We start from the raw sequence: 17,303 nt of genomic DNA, 5'->3' as shown, positions 1-17,303 counted from the left end.
TATTTCTTAATTAAAATTGTTAGGCAGGTAGGAACTGCTCAGATAATTAAGCGGCTTGATTTCCTTTGTGGTTATCATCCATCGCAATAACAGGGGTGCAAGCGTCATTATTGCAGCCTCAAACTCCGCCTTCAACTTACTTGAATTAACTTTGGTCCAAAGCGTGGTGCCGCTAATTTTTTGTAATAGTATAAAATGCTCGTCCGGTCTAATTATAAGACAATAAATACCGTCGTTCTCAGTTTCGTGGTAAAATGAAACTTCAAAGGGATAGTGTTTATCAAGCTTAAGTTTTAGGTCGTCCATATAGCTTTTTGGAATATTTACGAAACGTCGCTATTAACAGATTTTAAAAATCAGTTAAAATTTTATTTTTTTTTCATTTAACAGTAGACCTATCTGACACACGCCATGCCGCGTTTCTAAACGTTATAAATAGCTATCCTTTTGCCAGGTTTTTCGTGGACACTGCCTCATCTCAGTAGCCTTTGGGTTTATTTTATCAGCTTACAGGCTTTTGCCCTGCTGTAACGGGTATAATCACCGTTATAGTAATGAAGTTATTTCAGCATTAAGCTTTCCCACGACTGATTAATCTTAAGTTAAAACTAAACTTCCTGTAATGGGAAGGATAATAGCTGCAATTGCTTCCCACCATGACGAGCGCAATTTCCAGGCATCCCTCAAAATTTTACTTTGGAAATAAAAAAAAGGGTTTGATGTAAACGAGCGTTCTATTAATGCCTATTGTTAAGAGAAACATACAACATGTAGTTTTAACAGACAGTTTTTAAAAGAGCCAATACATTAAATTACATTTTGGCTAATTGTTATTCTATTTGATTTATAGGTAAATAAAATTATTGTTATTAATATATAAATTTATTTAGTAGTTAAATTTATTGTGGCGTTCGGTTTGGTTACTTTATGGCACAAACACCCACACATGCAAAACAAACTAAAGGTATTTACGTGGCACATCCACGGCAGTTATCTGTTCTATCTATCTCAGGGAAATTACGATATATATATTCCCACAAAACCAGAAAAAACAGAAGGTTACTACGGTAGGGGCGAAACCTTTCCTTTCGGAAACAATGTGATAGAAATACCCGCCGAGGAAGTAAAGCATCAGACTTTCGATTGCATAGTATATCAAACTAACAACAATTATTTGACCGACCAATACGAGATACTTTCAGAGGAACAACGCAAGCTGCCTCGTATATACATAGAGCACGACCCGCCGCGCCAGCATCCAACCGATACCAAACATGTGGTAGATGACCCCAAAGTTACGCTGGTGCACGTTACACATTTCAACCGTTTAATGTGGGATAGTAACAACACGCCGACACGTGTAATTGAACACGGCGTTACGGATAGCGGTGTTGTTTACAAAGGTGATTTAGATAAAGGCATTGTAGTGATCAATAACCTGCCGGCGCGTGGCCGCCTGTTAGGTTACGATATATTTATGAATGTTCGTAAACATGTACCGCTTGATTTGGTGGGCATGGGTACAGGAGACCTTGGACTTGGTGAGGTGCTGCATCCGCAGCTGCCCGAATTTCAAAGCCGTTACCGTTTCTTTTTCAACCCGATCAGATATACCAGCCTTGGACTGGCCATTTGCGAAGCCATGATGATGGGCATCCCTGTTATAGGTTTAGCTACAACAGAGCTATCAGCGGTGATAGAAAATGGTGTATCAGGTTTTATCCATACAGATGTGGATTACCTGGTAGAGAAAATGAAACTTTTAATAAGAGAGCCGGAACTGGCCCTCGAAATAGGTAATAATGGCAGAAAGGTAGCTATGCAGCGCTTTAACATTGAGCGTTTTGCCAACGATTGGGAACAACTTTTTAACGAAGTGACCAATACTCACGTACCCGAAGTCCTAATCACAGCATCATGAAATATCAAACGAAAAGGATCGCAATGATAAGCGATCATGCTTCGCCGCTTGCAAATCTTGGCGGAGTTGACACCGGTGGGCAAAATGTTTATGTTGCCCAATTAGCCAGGCAATTGGCAATACAGGGCTACCTGGTTGATGTGTTTACACGTAAAGATGACGCTAATTTGCCGGATGTTGTTAACTGGGTTAACGGTGTACGCGTGATTAATATAGAAGCCGGTCCGGTGGCTAATGTACCCAAAGAGGAACTTTTACCTTATATGAAAGTCTTCAAGGTCAATATGCTTAAGTTCATCAGGGTTGAGGGAATAGAATATACGCTGGTGCATGCAAACTTCTTTATGTCGGCATTGGTAGCCATGGGGATTAAACAACAATTAGGCGTACCATTTGTGGTTACGTTTCATGCACTTGGGCATGTAAGACGCATTCATCAAAATGATGCCGATAAATTTCCTGTTGAGCGTTTAGCCATCGAAGAACAGGCTGTGAAAATGGCCGACCAAATTATAGCAGAGTGCCCGCAGGATAAAGAAGATCTCATTAATTACTATAACGCTAATGAAGACAAAATTTCAATTATACCGTGCGGGTTTAGTCACAATGAGTTTTCGCCTATGGATAAGCAGTGTGCACGCAGGATATTAGGCTTGCCACAAGATGAGCATATCATATTGCAGCTGGGCCGCATGGTGCCGCGCAAAGGCGTTGACAATGTTATTGAAGCGTTGGCCGGCGTAAAAACTAAAAATAAGCAGGTTAGGCTGCTGATTGTTGGCGGAGAATGTGAAAAACTGGAAGAAGAAACCTGCCCTGAGTATGCGAGGCTGCTAAACGTTGCCCGGAAACATGGTGTTATCGAGCAGGTAATATTTGCAGGCCGCAAAAATCGAGACAGGCTTAGATATTATTATGCTGCCGCTGATATTTTTATCACTACACCATGGTACGAGCCGTTTGGAATTACGCCACTGGAGGCCATGGCCTGCGGAACGCCGGTGATAGGATCCAACGTTGGCGGTATAAAATACAGTATTAAAGATGGCGAAACTGGTGTATTAGTAGAGCCTCATAATCCGCAGCAGTTAGCGCAGGCTTTAAACGAACTGCTTAGCGATGAGATGCTGCTTAGTGATATGAGTGAGAATGCAATTGAACATGTTAATTGCTATTTCACCTGGGAAGACGTTGCCAATATGCTTAAGAAGGTTTACCGGAACATTGCACCGGTTACACGTTTAGTTCAAAAACAATCGCAGGCTGCTTAATGAAGAATAAAGCAATCTTTCTGGATAAAGATGGCACGCTGATTCCTGATATCCCTTACAATGTCGATTCGCAATTGATAACCCTTCAGGCAGATGCCATTGAAGGGTTAAAGCGGTTGCAAGCCGCTGGTTATCTCTTTATTGTTGTGTCCAACCAATCCGGCGTAGCGCGTGGCATTTTCGAGGAGAACATGTTAAAAGGAGTGGAGCAACGCATCCGGCAAATGTTATCAGCGCAAGGTATTGGACTAACCGCTTTTTACTATTGTCCGCATCATCCCAAAGGTATTGTCCCTGGTTTGAACACCGATTGTAACTGCCGTAAACCCGAGCCGGGCATGCTATTCACCGCAGCAGTGGAACACCATATCGATTTGGGAGCTTCATGGATGATAGGAGACATCCTTAACGATGTCGAAGCAGGTAACCGCGCTGGCTGTAGCACGGTTTTAATAGATAACGGTAATGAAACGGAATGGGTATCCGGCCATCACCGGGTGCCGACAGTAATTGCCAAATCAATTGATGAGGCTGCGATACTGATGTTAAAATCAAACCAACATGAATTGGCAGGGCTGTAAGAACATCCTCTGCATCCGCCCGGACAACATGGGCGACTTGATCATGTCCGGGCCCGCTATTCGTGCGCTTAAGAAAAGCTTTGGTGCTCGTATAACCTTGCTTACCTCAATAATGGCTAAAGGTATTACGCTGATGATGCCCGAGATTGACGAAGTAATGGTGTATGATGTGCCTTGGGTTAAGACTGCAGAAATCGAGGACACAAAAGCGTTCTATGACGTAATTGCCGATATTAAAAATAAAAACTTCGATGCTGCGGTTGTTTTTACCGTTTATAGCCAAAACCCGCAACCTACGGCTATGCTTGCTTACCTGGCAGGCGTACCTCAAATATTAGCATACTGCCGGGAAAATCCATATCAACTCATTAATAATTGGGTGCCCGATAAAGAACCTTATGAGCTTATAAAACATCAGGTTAAGCGCGATCTTGATCTGGTAGCTGCGGTGGGCGCTTATATTGACGATGATAATTTAAGCCTGGATGTAGATAATGATCTATGGCCGGCTATCAGTAACCGAATAAGTAAGCTTGGTGTGGATTTAGCGAAGCCCTGGCTATTGATTCATCCCGGTGTAAGCGAGTCAAAGCGGGAATATCCATTTGAGCTTTGGGTTGAGGCGGGTAAAAGGTTAGTGAATGATGGCTATCAACTTATTGTTACGGGCGCCGCGAGCGAAAAGCAATTCGCCGAACACTTAGCAGACGGGATAGGGACGGGTTGCTACTCCGCAGCAGGATTATTTCCTTTGAATGAGTTTGTTTGTTTGGTTAAACATTCACCTTTGCTGGTGTCTGTAAATACTGGCACCATCCATATAGCAGCTGCTGTTGGTACGCCTGTGGTTGTGCTTTATGCGCAAACCAATCCGCAGCACACGCCCTGGAAAGTGCCGCATGTAGTTTTACCATTTGCAGTGCCTGTTCAAATGCGCAGTCGCAATGAAGTTATAGGGTATGTAGACAGAAAATTATATGATCGCCCGGTGCCAATGCCGAATGCAGGCGATATATCAAATGCTGTTACACACTTGCTTAATCCGCAAGACTTACCAGTTCAACCGTCTCCCGGAATACCAGATGAAAATCCGGGGATTGCAGCCAGTTGATGGTGCGATGAACGCGCGTATCCAAGGGTCCCCACCTATGAGGTTCACCATCCATACTGATCACAATGCTTGGTGTTTTGAACGCAGATGCGATATGCGAGACACCCGTGCAATTAGATATAAGCATTGCAGCGTTTTGTATCAATACACCAACTGCCCCCATTGAAGTTTTGCCTGCTGTGTTAATAGGCTCATGCCTCATAAGGCTTATCACCTCATCAATAATACCACCTTCCTCTTTTGTGCCGGTAAGTACCGCTTTGTATCCTTCGTCTATACAGTAATCAGCCAAGGTAGCAAAATATTTCACCGGCCATTGGCGGTAGCTTCCCCTTGAGCCGGGATGGATGCAAACATATGTTTTAGGTTCAATATCTAACTGCAAAGCATCTAACGCGTCGTAATCCGCGGTTGTTAACGGATACTCTAACTCATTGCCTTGTGATTCAATGCCAAGGAATTCCATCAGGCGGATATGCCGGTCAATCTCATGGCCCTCGTTAGGGTAAGTCATAAATAAGCCGTTGTCAGGCGCATAATGCCCATCGATTTTGTAACCTGCTGTGTATTTCGCGCCGAATAGCTCAACCATTGGATTAACTACAGAGCCATTACCCTGCATTTGTATCGCAAGATCAAATTTTTCATCCTGCACTTCTTTTAAAAAACTGGTAAACGCAGCTTTATCAAGTTCCTGTTCAGGCAAACCGGGATAGCCGGGAAAATGAATGAAGTTATCAAAATACTGATTAAATCTTTCAGCAAGCGATTTACCCCAAGGCAAACCAATCAAAGTGATCTGTGCATTTGGGTAAGCATTTCGTAAAGCTCTCAACGCGGGTATCACACAAAGCATATCACCCAATTGAAGGGCGCGGAATGTTGCTATCTTCTTTATTTCGAAGTGAGGAATTTTCATATTGATCAGATAAATAAAACGCGGTATTTTATTGCTCCATACCATTGCCAAAAAACCGAGGCAAACGGGATAATAATTGATGTATAAACCATTTCTACAACATGGCTCACAGCCAGGCTGGTATTTTTCAATCTTTTATAAGCGAAACATACGGTTAGCCCGGCCCATCCAGCGGAACCCACGGTAAATAGGGTTTGATGTTGAGTGATCCATCCGGCTATCATCATTAAAAAAGCTGCGATAATGCAATAGTAAAATACCGGCGTTTTTTGGCGGATAAGTCTATCGTACAAGTCCTGGTGCTTTTTATAAAGCAAAGCATTATACATCGTCTTTTTCTGTTCCTTAATGCTCACGCCCCAGGGAGATGCCCGTACCGGGTGCACAACAATAGCGCTTTCCACCTTTGTAATAGGCACATTGTTATGAATGAATTTGAAATGCAGATCGCTGTCTTCTCGCCAGGCCATTTCAAACTCCTCATCAAAGCCGCCTGCCTTAATCAACGCTTTTTTGGTACATGCGCAGTTGGCAGTGATAAAATCTGCTGTTTGCAGGTGCGCTGTGTTTTGCTCATGATCGGTAGGTCGGTCGCTGATGGGTACTATTACTCTTCCGGTTATTGCAATTTCTTTTTCCGGATTGCAGTGGGCAACTATTTGTTGCAGCCAATGTGCATCAGGCAGGCAATCATCATCGGTAAAAGCAATAATGCTGCCTTTTGCATTTAGCCAGCCATAGTTACGTGCACCTGCCGGTCCCTTCTTTTGAGGGAGCGGCAGGTATTTGATCTGCGGATGATCGTAAAGAGACCATTCGTTTATAACAGCTTTTGTTTGTTCGTCAGGCCCATCGCTAACCACAATGATCTCGTATTGATGCCTGTCAAATTTTTGACGAAGCAGCGCCTTTAAACAATTAGCTAAGAGCTTCGGCCGCTGATACGTCGGTATCACTATAGATACGGTTACCATTTTCTTTTTCAATTACAAATGAACCAATGACCAATGCATCAAAAGGAGACGACCAGAAACATTCTACCGCATCCCGTGGTGTACAAACTATCGGTTTACCCAGAGTATTGAATGAAGTGTTCACTAAAACCGGGACACCCGTTTTGCGTTCAAAGGCTTTTAGCAAGTCGTAATAATCTTTATGCTGTTGCTGGTTTATGGTTTGGATGCGGGCGGTTCCGTCTGTATGTCTCACAGCGGGTATTTGATCAGCCTTCTCTTCCTTAACATCATAAACAAATAACATGAATGGAGAGTATTCGGCATTATTAAACCATTCGCCGGCTTTTTCCTGCAATACCACGGGCGCCACCGGGCGGAAGTCTTCGCGGTCTTTTACCTCATTCAACCTCGCCTGCATAGCCGGGTTAATAGGTGATGCCAAAATAGAGCGGCTACCCAAAGCACGCGGACCAAATTCCATGCGGCCCTGGTACCAGCCAATTATCTTATCCTGCGCCAGTATGTCTGCAGTTTCTTCGGCAATATTTTCCAATTTACGGTAAGGCACCTTCCAAAGCTTTAGCTGCTTTTCAATTTCAGCGTCGCTGTATTGCGGTCCCCAATAGCAGTGATCCATAACAAAAGATTTTTCATCGCTTTTGCGTTGCTGCGCATCAACCCATAGCGCTGCGCCAAGGGCGGTACCATCGTCGCCTGATGCTGGTTGTACCCAGATGTTTTTAAAGAAACCTTTGTCTCGTATGCGCGCATTGGCTACACAGTTTAGCGCTACGCCACCGGCAAGGCAAAGGTTTTCTTCTTTGGTTTCTTCGTGCAGCCAGGCAGTAAGTTCAAGCATGGCTTCTTCCAAAACTAACTGTAGCGAATGTGCTACATTAAAATGATGTTTGGTAAATTCTTCATGACGCAGGCGTTTAGGGCCAAATCGTTCGGTTAAGTTTTGATTGTTGATGGTATACTGTCCGTTAGCGCCCATCTGCACTATCTCACGGAAATCGTTTACAAACTCCGGCTTGCCGTAAGAAGCTAAAGCCATCACCTTGTATTCATCGCTTGAGTGCAGGAAACCGAGGTGAGTGGTGACATCCTCATACAACAATCCTAATGAATGCGGCATATTTACCTGGCCTATCCTGTCCAACTGCTGGCCGTGGCCAATATTATATGTTGTGGTTGCCTGTTCACCACGGCCATCAACTGTCATTACGGCTGCCGTTCTAAATGGCGAACAATTAAACGCGCTCGCAGCATGTGAGATATGATGCTCCACAAAATGCCATTTATCACGACCAATATTACAGCCTGTAAAGCGCAATTGTAAGTGATGCGGCCACCCATCCCTGAGTTGTGCTGGCGCATTTATGATGGATGAAAGGAATAACGGTTCCCAAGGATTGTTGAAGTCTTCGTTAAGGTGCGACCAGCCCTCTTCAAAAGGAATCTCAATGGTTTCTTTACCACGGTACTTTTCACCTATTAGCAAATATGGATCAAATGAATATGCTATATTATCTATATCGTTTATATGAATGCCTGCAACCTTTAAGCAATAATCTATTGCGTGGAATGGAAGTTCCCAGGTTGAAAATGGCACCGGGCGTTTGCCATGTTTGTAATGGATAAAACGTTCTTCTTCTGTGGCGGCAAGCAAAATGCCATCTTTTACTAAACATGCCGCCGAATCATGGAAAGCTGCATTAACTCCAAGTGTATACATTCAGGTAGATATAAGTGCTTTTAAGCCTCCAAATGCATAGTGTATTTGGTACGCAGTCAATTAAGAACACAATGAATTATGTTAAGTTTTAAATAAATAAATTTTCTTAAAATGATAATTAATTAAAACTATAAAGAATTACAAAGTGTTGTAATTACTGAAAACTTAAAGAAAAAATTATGAAAGCAGCCGTATTTCACAAACCTGGCGACATCAGATACGATACCGTTGAGGATCCGAGAATTGAGGACTCCCGTGATGTTATCCTCCGCGTTACATCTACAGCTATTTGCGGCTCCGACTTGCATATACTAAGCGGCGGTGTGCCGCAAAAAGAACCTATGGTAATGGGGCATGAGTTTATGGGCATTGTTGAGGAAGTAGGCAGCTCCATTACCAATCTTAAACGCGGTGATAGGGTGGTAGTACCTTTCCCTATTGCTTGCGGGCATTGTTTTTTCTGCCAGCATGATGCATCACCTGCTTGCGAAAATTCAAACTATAAACATTATGGCCCAGACGGCGACATGCTCGATCAGAAAGGTGCTGCCTTATTCGGGTATACCGACCTGTATGGAGGTTACTCAGGTGGTCAGGCAGAGTATGTGAGAGTTCCTTATGCAGACATTAGCCCGAAGGTCGTGCCTGATAACCTAAGTGACGAGCAGGTGCTTTTCCTTACTGATATATTCCCTACGGGATGGTCGGCAATTGACTGGGCCGCACTTAAGGGCGGCGAGGTTGTTGCCATTTTCGGCTCAGGTCCGGTAGGCTTAATGGCACAAAAGGCTGCATGGATAAACGGCGCAAGCAGGGTTATTGCTATTGATCCGCTTGAGTACCGTTTAGAACGTGCACGGGCGGTTAACAAAGTTGAAACCCTGAACCCGCACGATGTTGATGTTGTTGAAGCAATTAGGGAAATGACAGGCGGCCGTGGTGCAGATGTATGCGTAGATGCTGTAGGTTTTGAACCTGAACGAAGCATTGTAGATAAAGCAAAGGCCCTTATCAATTTTGAAGTAGGCAGTATGAAAGTATTGGACCTTGCGTTCAAAGCTGTTCGTCGTATGGGTACCGTATCAGTAGTAGGCGTATATGGTTCTACTTACGATAACTTCCCTTTCCATCGCTTGTTTGATAAAGGCATCACCCTTAAAATGGGACAAGCACCGGTGATAAATTACGTAGATCACCTGATCGACCTGGTTAAACAAGAGAAAGTTGTTCTGGATGATATTATCTCGCACACGATGCCTTTAAGCGAGGTTACCAAAGGTTATGATATGTTCCAGAAGAAAGAGGACGACTGTGTTAAAGTGGTTTTAAAGCCATGGGAATAAATAAATAATAAGAAGCATATTTATACAACAATGTCTAACGAAAACAAAATGACCCGGCGACAAGCGGTTGCCGGTTTAGGAACCACATTGGCGGCTGTTGTTGCAGCCCCGGCATTAGGTAACACTACAAATAATACGATGGAAGCAAAACCACTTGAAGATCCCACAACAAAGTATCCTAAACCACCTTTTATGGAGCAGAGCCAACCATGGCCAGGCTTAGCGAGCAAAATGAACCCAAGACCTGATCATGGCGAAACAAGCTACAAAGGTTCGGGCAGATTAAAGGGTCGTAGGGCGCTAATTACCGGTGGTGACTCAGGGATGGGCCGTGCTGCTGCTATAGCTTATGCCCGCGAGGGTGCTGATGTTGCAATAAACTATCTGCCCGCAGAAGAGCAGGATGCGCAGGAAGTGATCGCCTTGATGAAAAAAGAGGGTGTAAAAGCTGTTGCTATCCCGGGCGATCTGAGGGATGAGAATTTTTGTAAACGAATGGTTGATGAAGCCGTAAAACAATTAGGCGGATTGGATATCCTGGTGAACAACGCAGCCCGCCAGCAAACCCGTAAAACCATCCTTGATGTTAGCAGCGAGGATTTTGATGCTACGATGAAGACCAATATCTATGCGCCGTTCTGGACTATTAAAGCCGCAATGCCGCATTTAAAGCCGGGTTCGGCAATTATTGGTACCACTTCAGAGCAGGCCTATGATCCATCACCGGATCTATATGATTATGCGCAAACCAAAGCTGCCACCATGAACTACGTTAAATCTTTAGCTAAACAGTTGGCGCCAAAAGGTATACGCGTAAACGGAGTTGCTCCCGGACCGATATGGACTCCGTTGCAAGTAAGTGGCGGTGCTACTATGGAAAAACTGAAACAGTTTGGCGGCCAAACGCCAATGGGCAGGCCCGGTCAACCGGCAGAGCTTGCATCAATATATGTACAATTAGCCGCGGCCGATGCAAGCTATGCAACTGGCCAGGTTTATGGCTCAGCGGGTGGTGGTGGCCAGCCATAATAAATTTTAGGTGTGTTTTCTGCTCAATAAAAATAGCTGCGTACAATTAAGTACGCAGCTATTTGCTTTTAATTTAAGCGGTGACCTCAGTACTTATTTTCAACCTTGCCTCGCGAGCAGCTGCAACCATATTTGCGATGGCGGCTTTGGTTTCAGGCCATTTGCGGGTTTTAAGTCCACAGTCTGGGTTTACCCAAAGGTTTTTCGGAGGCAAAAGTTCCGCAGCTTTGGTAAGCAACGCTACCATTTCTTCGGCAGTAGGCACGCGCGGCGAATGTATATCGTATATACCGGGGCCAATCTCATTCGGATAATCAAAACTGGCAAAGGCTTGCAGTAATTCCATTTGCGAGCGCGATGTTTCAATGGTGATCACATCTGCATCCATTTGGGCGATATGTTCGATAATGTTATTAAACTCGCTGTAGCACATATGGGTGTGTATCTGCGTTTCATCTTTAACACCACTGGCTGTTATCTTAAAGGCTTTTACTGCCCAGGTCAGGTAATGCCGATGCTTTGATTTGCGCAAGGGCAAACCTTCACGTATGGCGGCTTCATCAACTTGTATAATGCCAATGCCTGCTTTCTCCAAAGCCAGAACTTCATCGTGGATAGCCAAAGCGATCTGGTAAGCGGTGGTCTCGCGTTCCTGATCATCCCTAACGAAAGACCACTGAAGTATTGTGACAGGCCCTGTTAGCATTCCCTTCATCAGTTTTTTGGTTTGTTGGTCTGCAAATGTTATCCATTTAACGGTCATATCCACAGGGCGACTAACATCACCATAAATTACAGGCGGCTTAACGCAGCGGCTGCCATAGCTTTGTACCCAGCCATTTTTTGTAAACAGGAAACCATCCAACTGCTCACCAAAGTATTCTACCATGTCGTTACGCTCAAACTCGCCATGCACCAGCACATCTAATCCAACTTCTTCCTGCCAGCGTATCACGTCTATGGTTGCTTGTTTAAGTGCCTGTTCATACTCATCTTCGGTTATTTCAGCTTTCTTAAAACGGGCACGTAATTGCCTGATATCATCTGTTTGTGGGAATGAGCCAATTGTTGTTGTAGGTAGGGCAGGCAAAGCAAAACGTTGTCGTTGTATGTGCTGCCTGGTCACAAAGTCGCTCGCTCTGTCAATGTCTACGGTTGTTATAGCTGCAACGCGTTTTGCCACTTTAGGGTTGTTCACCCTATTCGAGTTACGGCGGCTTTTTATGGCCTCATTATTAGCCACTAAAAGTTCAGTATTACCTTTGGTTATCAGTTTCAATTCACGTACCTCATCTAATTTTTGCTTTGCAAAGGCCATCCAGCTTTTGGCTTCTGAATCTAAGGCAGTTTCCAGCTCAAGATCAACCGGGCTGTGCAAAAGAGAGCAAGAAGGGGCTATGATCAACCTGTCGTCTCCTATCTTTTCAATAGCTTTTTTTATAAAGCCTAATGAGCGTTCATAGTCGTTCTTCCAAACATTGCGGCCATCTACTAAACCTAATGATAATTGAAGGCCGGCTGGGATAGCTTCAAGTACATCTTCCAGCTGTTCAGGGGCACGCACGAGGTCAATATGAAGAGCAGCAATAGGCAGGTTCACGGCCAAATGAGTATTCTCCAGCAAGCCCTCAAAGTAAGTTGCCACCATTATTTTTATATCGCTTACACGGTTAGCAATGTATCGGTAGGCGAAGTTTAAGGCATCTTTTTCTTTAGCGGAAAGATCAAGCGATAATATCGGTTCGTCCAATTGTATCCAGGTAGCACCCTGTTGTTTAAGTTGGTTTATGATTTCTACGTAAACAGTTACAAGGTTTTTGATCAGATCTATACGATTGAAACCTTCCTGTTTTTCTTTACCAACAAATAAGTAGCTTACAGGACCTAATAATACAGGTTTGGCTTTGTTGCCAAGCAAGTGCCTGGCCTCGGCAAACTCGCCAAATATCTTTTCAGAGAAGATGCTGAACTTCTGTTTTGACTTAAATTCCGGTACAATGTAATGGTAGTTTGTATCAAGCCATTTGGTCATTTCCATAGCGGTAATATCCAGACCGTTTTGCTGATAACCGCGTGCCATGGCGAAATACAGGTCCGTTTCCGTGTTTCCTTTTATCTGCGAGAGAACAGGGGCATAGCGCTCGGGGATATTGCCGAGCAAAAGGCTCATATCTAAAACCTGGTCGTAATAGCTAAAGTCGTTGCAGGGTATCAGGTCTATCCCTGCCTGTAGTTGGGTGTTCCGATTCTCTTCTCGGATGCTGCGCCCCAACTGGTGCAATTCCTTAAGGGTTATTTTGCCGGCCCAATAGTTTTCGCAGGCTTTTTTTAGTTGACGATGACTACCAATACGCGGATAGCCTAAATTTTGCGTAAGCATTTTCAATAAGTTAATGATGAAAAAATAAATGCTGCAGACAAAGCTTCACAACGCAAAACGGCAGGATAGGGCAGGCAAAACACTTATCGATAATGGGAGTTTACCGAGGTAATATTCTACGAAGACCTTTTGCCTTATTGCGCGAAAGCATTTGTCTATCCGGTAGAGGCAGGTATCCTGGCTTGTAACATCTTTACCGCCCTTCCCAACAGCAATAACAGTCAGTGAGCATCAATTGGTAAAAACTTTTTGGTTACTTACAGTTGCGCGACAGCCCGTGATTTACACACGGTTCCCTTTTAATCCCGGCGTTTGCCGGAAACCATTATCGGTGAATAAAGAACTATGAATTGATTAAACAAAACGGTGTAAAGCTAAATACAAGGTTTTAATTACTGAAAAAAGTATTTAAATAAGTGTTAAAGAATAAAAATTATAGCTTTGTCAGTAAAATAATCTTTAAATAAATTATTTAGCTAACCTTGGCCGTGAAATATTCTTCAAACGAACTATTAGACGATATTGATATACAGTTGTTAAAACACCTTGGACAAGACTCCAACATAGCAACAAAAGACCTTGCGGCCAAAGTAAACCTTTCACCTTCGCCGGTTTTCGAGCGTTTAAAACGATTGGAAGCGTCTGGTTTTATAAAAAAATATATTGCCGTGCTTGATGCCGAGAAGTTAAGTTATGGCCTGATGATATTTTGCAACATCAAATTAAAGCAACACGACAAAGCTATAGGGAGTGATTTTGTGAAAGACGTTATGCAACTTAAGGAAGTAGTTGAGTGCTATAATATATCAGGCGATTATGATTTTCTACTTAAGGTTTATGCGCGAGACATGAAGCACTATCAGGATTTTGTTTTTAATAAATTAGGTTCTGTTAAAAGTATTGGCAGTACGCATAGTACATTTGTAATGTGCGAAAACAAAAATACGCACAATATAAATTTATAATATGCAAAAGTTAGAGTGCCCCATTGATGGGGTGAGAATAGATGAAACACGGGTTAGAGTGGTAGCTTTCTTTGTCGTTGCCTTTGCCATAGCAATCATTTTTACAGCAAACCCGGTAGTAGCGGCTGTATTATTTCTCGACTTTCTGCTCCGAAGCCTTAACTATGGCAAATACGGTCCACTTAATATTTTGGCCGGGAGCATTGCGACTTCCCTTAAGCTCAAGAGCCGGTTTGTTGACCGCGGGCCAAAGCGTTTTGCAGCCTTGATGGGTACTGTAATATCAGGACTTTTGTTTGTGGGGTTGATGTTTGGGTTTAAGCCACAGTCACAAATTATCGCCGGTTTGCTGGTGGTTTTTGCAAGTCTTGAATCTTTTGCGGGGATTTGCGCCGGCTGCTATATTTACACATGGACCAAACAACTCAGGCCGAGGTAATACCTCAATTTAAATTGTAGCGGAAGTTGGTACAATTGTATGCCTTCTTATCCAAAAGTATAGTATCAAAAATATCACTATGTAAATGGTGATATTAAAGATTTCGTGGTGGTAGGTAAAGTACTGCTGCTGGTTTGGATAAACTTTGAGTAACAACGCTAATCCGCTTATTCTAAAAACGTTTAGTATGTAAACAGTAAGCACTGTAAATATTAACAACTTAACCTTAGCTTTCCATTCTGCAGGGAATGCAACGCAGAAAGCAATCAGGAAACTCATTACGCCAAGCCCGAGGCAATCGTAATTTACCATCAGGATAGGGCCATCAATAATCATTAATTCTGTAGCGTTGCGGTATGCCATAAATCCAAAAGCGTTGATGATCCAGGTGCTTGGTATAATGAGGATGTTTCTAAGCCCTTGTATATAATTAAAATGTTCCGCAACAAATGGATGATAAAAACGACCGCCAGGCGAAGTAGCGCTAAACATAAATTTGTTGCCCTCGCTTAAAAAGAAATAAACTAAAAAAAGTTTAGCTACAAAGATTAACGCAATCTTGTTTCCCCTTTTTTTTCTTTCGGATACTTTTAATTGATTCTCCATCAGGTTGCGTAAATCCAATTTTGTTTGAAGCTTTAAAACTAATACCACTATTTGTTAAATACAACACTGACTACGCTTTCTTTTAAATTCTCTAATTGTACCTATCAAAGCTCAATTCGTCATCAACATGCCATTTTGTGTTTGAAATTTTTGTTTAATTTAAATGTTTAACATTTTTGTCAAACAATGACAACGCGAGATACAGGTACTGAACAACTCATAAAAGACACTGCGAAACAGGTTTTCTTTAAAGAAGGCCGTTTGCATGCTACTACTCAAGACATAGCTGATGCTGCTGGTGTTAACAGAACATTGGTCAATTATTATTTCCGGTCACGAGACGAATTAATAAGGCAAGTGTACGAAGAGGGTATGGACGATATGGATAATCGCTTGTCGCAAATAATGGAAAGCGATATTCCTTTTAGAGAGAAAATAGAAAGTTTTATTGATGTTTTTATGGCAGATTCTATGGAGTATCCCTACCAGGAAACTTTTTTGATAACTGAAATGAACACCAACAGCAATCTGCATAACAAACCGGATATGAATCTGAAAGTTGAAAATTTTTCAGCGCAGATTCAGAAAGAGATAGATGAAGGTCGCTTACCAAAAATGGATCCTATTCATTTTGCAATGAACATGTTCTCGCTGATGATCTATCCACTTATTATGAGGCCCCTGTATAAGCAGCTTTATAAGCTCACCAATGAACAATTTACCAAGCTTATGCTGGAGCGTAAAGACATTACCTGCAAAATGCTTTTTGGCAAGCAGTAACAAAATAAAATCTAAACAATCAAACAGATTACTCACAAACATGCACTCACATACATCCAACATCACCATGAAAGCAAAAGCTTCAATACTTGCCGGCATAAGTTCGGCAGTGCTGCTATTAGCTGCTTGTGGCGGCAACCAGCAGCAGGGGCAGCCCGGCGCGGGCGCGCAGCCACCTCAAAGTTTCCCTGTATTTAAAGTAGAACAAAAAGATGCTACCATTAACACCGATTATCCCGCAACGCTGCAAGGGCAGCAGAATATCGAGATCCGTCCGAAGATCGACGGGTATATCGAAAAGATTTACATTGACGAAGGTAGCGTAGTTAAAAAAGGTCAGCTGTTATTTACTATAAACGCACCGCAGTACGCGCAGGAGGTTAACACAGCGGCGGCAGCAATCAGCAGCGCAGAGGCAGATGTTAATGCTGCACAGTTACAGGTTAACAAAACCCGCCCGCTGGTAGAAAAAGACATCATCAGCAAGTTCGAATTGGAATCAGCAGAGCTAACACTGCAGTCGCGCAGAGCAGCGCTGAAACAGGCCAGGGCAACGTTGGCTAATGCAAAAACCAATATATCTTACACACAGGTTACAAGCCCTGTAAATGGCGTGGTTGGCGCAATACCCTACAAATTAGGAAGCCTGATCAATAGCAACACGGCTGAACCACTCACCACCGTATCAAATATCGGTAAGATATATGCTTATTTCGCGCTTAATGAAAAACAATTGCTTGATTTTTCAAGACAGTACAAAGGTTCATCTCTCGATGTTAAACTAAAACAATTGCCGCCGGTGACACTGATACTTGCAGATGGTACGGAATATCCTGAAAAAGGTAAGGTTGAAACTGCCAACGGATTGATCAATACTGCTACAGGTTCATCGCAGCTACGGGCTACGTTTGATAATCCTGTAAGGCTTATCCGCAGTGGTGGTAGCGCGGTTGTGCGCATACCGCAGCCAATTAAAGGCGGCTTACTGGTTCCGCAAAAATCAACTTATGAATTGCAAGGCAAACGATTTGTTTACGTAGTGGATAACAGCGGCAAAGCAAAATCAACCGAGATCAAAACTATGGATGCTCCGTCGGGCCAGTACTTTGTAGTAACTGATGGGCTTAAGGGCGGTGAAACGGTTGTATTTGATGGCCTTGCCAACATGCACGATGGTATGGTAATTAAACCTGATACCAAAGCCGGCGAAGGTGCCTACAACGATCTGAAATAGTTTTTTACGCAACTGTGGGATCTTCCGCAG

The 17,303-nt window shown here is 43.2% G+C and carries 16 protein-coding genes and 1 riboswitch; of the genes, 10 read left to right on the top strand and 6 right to left on the bottom strand.

All coding sequences use genetic code 11. The annotated features are described in order from the left end of the window. Positions 1-6 precede the first annotated feature (6 nt). Positions 7-306 (bottom strand): hypothetical protein, encoded by a 300-nt coding sequence (locus FPZ42_RS11460; protein WP_146271470.1) that lies wholly within the window; start codon positions 304-306, stop codon positions 7-9. 640 nt (positions 307-946) lie between these two features. On the opposite strand from FPZ42_RS11460, the gene FPZ42_RS11455 reads away from it, so the two are divergent. The 4 genes from FPZ42_RS11455 to FPZ42_RS11440 are packed head-to-tail and all read left to right on the top strand — an operon-like array spanning position 947 to position 4,884. After that, positions 947-1,921, top strand: a complete 975-nt coding sequence (locus FPZ42_RS11455) for a glycosyltransferase (protein WP_146271468.1) — start codon at positions 947-949, stop codon at positions 1,919-1,921. Next, positions 1,918-3,192, top strand: a complete 1,275-nt coding sequence (locus FPZ42_RS11450) for a glycosyltransferase family 4 protein (protein ID WP_146271466.1) — start codon at positions 1,918-1,920, stop codon at positions 3,190-3,192. The genes FPZ42_RS11455 and FPZ42_RS11450 overlap by 4 nt, the downstream gene beginning before the upstream one ends. Next, the gene (locus FPZ42_RS11445; RefSeq protein ID WP_146271464.1) at positions 3,192-3,773 is read left to right on the top strand and encodes a D-glycero-alpha-D-manno-heptose-1,7-bisphosphate 7-phosphatase; all 582 of its coding nucleotides are present in this window, start codon (positions 3,192-3,194) and stop codon (positions 3,771-3,773) included. Before FPZ42_RS11450 ends, FPZ42_RS11445 begins: the two co-directional genes overlap by 1 nt. Beyond that, positions 3,754-4,884 carry a glycosyltransferase family 9 protein gene (locus tag FPZ42_RS11440; RefSeq protein WP_146271462.1) on the top strand — a complete coding sequence of 377 codons (1,131 nt, stop codon included), beginning with the start codon at positions 3,754-3,756 and terminating at the stop codon, positions 4,882-4,884. The genes FPZ42_RS11445 and FPZ42_RS11440 overlap by 20 nt, the downstream gene beginning before the upstream one ends. Here the strand turns inward: FPZ42_RS11440 and FPZ42_RS11435 are convergent. The 3 genes from FPZ42_RS11435 to FPZ42_RS11425 are packed head-to-tail and all read right to left on the bottom strand — an operon-like array spanning position 4,811 to position 8,497. Continuing rightward, positions 4,811-5,803 carry a glycosyltransferase family 9 protein gene (locus FPZ42_RS11435; protein ID WP_146271460.1) on the bottom strand — a complete coding sequence of 331 codons (993 nt, stop codon included), beginning with the start codon at positions 5,801-5,803 and terminating at the stop codon, positions 4,811-4,813. The two genes, FPZ42_RS11440 and FPZ42_RS11435, sit on opposite strands and share 74 nt — an antisense overlap. 5 nt (positions 5,804-5,808) lie before the next feature. Beyond that, complete coding sequence (locus FPZ42_RS11430) at positions 5,809-6,777, bottom strand: glycosyltransferase family 2 protein (protein WP_146271458.1); 969 nt, start codon at positions 6,775-6,777, stop codon at positions 5,809-5,811. After that, complete coding sequence (locus tag FPZ42_RS11425) at positions 6,722-8,497, bottom strand: carbamoyltransferase family protein (protein ID WP_146271456.1); 1,776 nt, start codon at positions 8,495-8,497, stop codon at positions 6,722-6,724. The genes FPZ42_RS11430 and FPZ42_RS11425 overlap by 56 nt, the downstream gene beginning before the upstream one ends. Before the next feature lie 179 nt (positions 8,498-8,676). On the opposite strand from FPZ42_RS11425, the gene FPZ42_RS11420 reads away from it, so the two are divergent. Both FPZ42_RS11420 and FPZ42_RS11415 read left to right on the top strand, forming a co-directional pair. Then, positions 8,677-9,840 (top strand): zinc-dependent alcohol dehydrogenase, encoded by a 1,164-nt coding sequence (locus tag FPZ42_RS11420; RefSeq protein WP_146271454.1) that lies wholly within the window; start codon positions 8,677-8,679, stop codon positions 9,838-9,840. Between the two features lie 30 nt (positions 9,841-9,870). Next, entirely contained in the window at positions 9,871-10,869 is a 999-nt protein-coding gene (locus tag FPZ42_RS11415; RefSeq protein ID WP_146271451.1) for an SDR family oxidoreductase, read from the top strand. Positions 10,870-10,942: 73 nt separating this feature from the next. Here the strand turns inward: FPZ42_RS11415 and metE are convergent, their stop codons facing one another. Then, on the bottom strand, positions 10,943-13,249 hold the full coding sequence (gene metE, locus FPZ42_RS11410) for a 5-methyltetrahydropteroyltriglutamate--homocysteine S-methyltransferase (RefSeq protein WP_146271449.1): 2,307 nt from the start codon (positions 13,247-13,249) through the stop codon (positions 10,943-10,945). A 150-nt stretch (positions 13,250-13,399) separates the two neighbouring features. Next, positions 13,400-13,591: riboswitch (cobalamin riboswitch) on the bottom strand. A 146-nt stretch (positions 13,592-13,737) separates the two neighbouring features. Between metE and FPZ42_RS11405 the strand changes: the two genes are divergently transcribed. Both FPZ42_RS11405 and FPZ42_RS11400 read left to right on the top strand, forming a co-directional pair. After that, positions 13,738-14,214, top strand: coding sequence for an Lrp/AsnC family transcriptional regulator (locus tag FPZ42_RS11405; RefSeq protein WP_146271447.1), 477 nt, complete (start codon positions 13,738-13,740; stop codon positions 14,212-14,214). Position 14,215: 1 nt separating this feature from the next. Continuing rightward, positions 14,216-14,653: a DUF4395 domain-containing protein gene (locus FPZ42_RS11400; protein ID WP_146271445.1), complete on the top strand. Its 438-nt coding sequence runs from the start codon at positions 14,216-14,218 to the stop codon at positions 14,651-14,653. A 9-nt stretch (positions 14,654-14,662) separates the two neighbouring features. Here the strand turns inward: FPZ42_RS11400 and xrtY are convergent, their stop codons facing one another. Next, positions 14,663-15,259, bottom strand: coding sequence for an exosortase Y (gene xrtY, locus FPZ42_RS11395; protein WP_146271443.1), 597 nt, complete (start codon positions 15,257-15,259; stop codon positions 14,663-14,665). A gap of 186 nt (positions 15,260-15,445) precedes the next feature. On the opposite strand from xrtY, the gene FPZ42_RS11390 reads away from it, so the two are divergent. Both FPZ42_RS11390 and FPZ42_RS11385 read left to right on the top strand, forming a co-directional pair. Then, a complete protein-coding gene (locus FPZ42_RS11390) occupies positions 15,446-16,039 on the top strand; it encodes a TetR/AcrR family transcriptional regulator (RefSeq protein WP_146271441.1) in 594 nt (197 codons plus the stop codon). A gap of 67 nt (positions 16,040-16,106) precedes the next feature. Beyond that, positions 16,107-17,273, top strand: coding sequence for an efflux RND transporter periplasmic adaptor subunit (locus FPZ42_RS11385; protein ID WP_146271439.1), 1,167 nt, complete (start codon positions 16,107-16,109; stop codon positions 17,271-17,273). The last annotated feature ends 30 nt before the right edge of the window (positions 17,274-17,303 follow it).

The organism is Mucilaginibacter achroorhodeus (assembly GCF_007846095.1).
In the GTDB taxonomy this organism is placed as follows: domain Bacteria; phylum Bacteroidota; class Bacteroidia; order Sphingobacteriales; family Sphingobacteriaceae; genus Mucilaginibacter; species Mucilaginibacter achroorhodeus.
Note: the sequence above shows the minus strand (reverse complement) of the source record. Positions and strands in the feature narration are given on the sequence as shown.

What these genes read in the sequence shown, in the direction of transcription:
- FPZ42_RS11440 (WP_146271462.1), top strand. Translation starts at nt 3,754, where the DNA reads ATGAATTGGCAGGGCTGTAAGAACATCCTCTGCATCCGCCCGGACAAC.
- FPZ42_RS11445 (WP_146271464.1), top strand. Translation starts at nt 3,192, where the DNA reads ATGAAGAATAAAGCAATCTTTCTGGATAAAGATGGCACGCTGATTCCT.
- xrtY (WP_146271443.1), bottom strand. Translation starts at nt 15,259, where the DNA reads ATGGAGAATCAATTAAAAGTATCCGAAAGAAAAAAAAGGGGAAACAAG.
- FPZ42_RS11425 (WP_146271456.1), bottom strand. Translation starts at nt 8,497, where the DNA reads ATGTATACACTTGGAGTTAATGCAGCTTTCCATGATTCGGCGGCATGT.
- FPZ42_RS11430 (WP_146271458.1), bottom strand. Translation starts at nt 6,777, where the DNA reads ATGGTAACCGTATCTATAGTGATACCGACGTATCAGCGGCCGAAGCTC.
- FPZ42_RS11385 (WP_146271439.1), top strand. Translation starts at nt 16,107, where the DNA reads ATGAAAGCAAAAGCTTCAATACTTGCCGGCATAAGTTCGGCAGTGCTG.
- FPZ42_RS11450 (WP_146271466.1), top strand. Translation starts at nt 1,918, where the DNA reads ATGAAATATCAAACGAAAAGGATCGCAATGATAAGCGATCATGCTTCG.
- metE (WP_146271449.1), bottom strand. Translation starts at nt 13,249, where the DNA reads ATGCTTACGCAAAATTTAGGCTATCCGCGTATTGGTAGTCATCGTCAA.
- FPZ42_RS11400 (WP_146271445.1), top strand. Translation starts at nt 14,216, where the DNA reads ATGCAAAAGTTAGAGTGCCCCATTGATGGGGTGAGAATAGATGAAACA.
- FPZ42_RS11415 (WP_146271451.1), top strand. Translation starts at nt 9,871, where the DNA reads ATGTCTAACGAAAACAAAATGACCCGGCGACAAGCGGTTGCCGGTTTA.
- FPZ42_RS11390 (WP_146271441.1), top strand. Translation starts at nt 15,446, where the DNA reads ATGACAACGCGAGATACAGGTACTGAACAACTCATAAAAGACACTGCG.
- FPZ42_RS11455 (WP_146271468.1), top strand. Translation starts at nt 947, where the DNA reads ATGCAAAACAAACTAAAGGTATTTACGTGGCACATCCACGGCAGTTAT.
- FPZ42_RS11435 (WP_146271460.1), bottom strand. Translation starts at nt 5,803, where the DNA reads ATGAAAATTCCTCACTTCGAAATAAAGAAGATAGCAACATTCCGCGCC.
- FPZ42_RS11420 (WP_146271454.1), top strand. Translation starts at nt 8,677, where the DNA reads ATGAAAGCAGCCGTATTTCACAAACCTGGCGACATCAGATACGATACC.
- FPZ42_RS11460 (WP_146271470.1), bottom strand. Translation starts at nt 306, where the DNA reads ATGGACGACCTAAAACTTAAGCTTGATAAACACTATCCCTTTGAAGTT.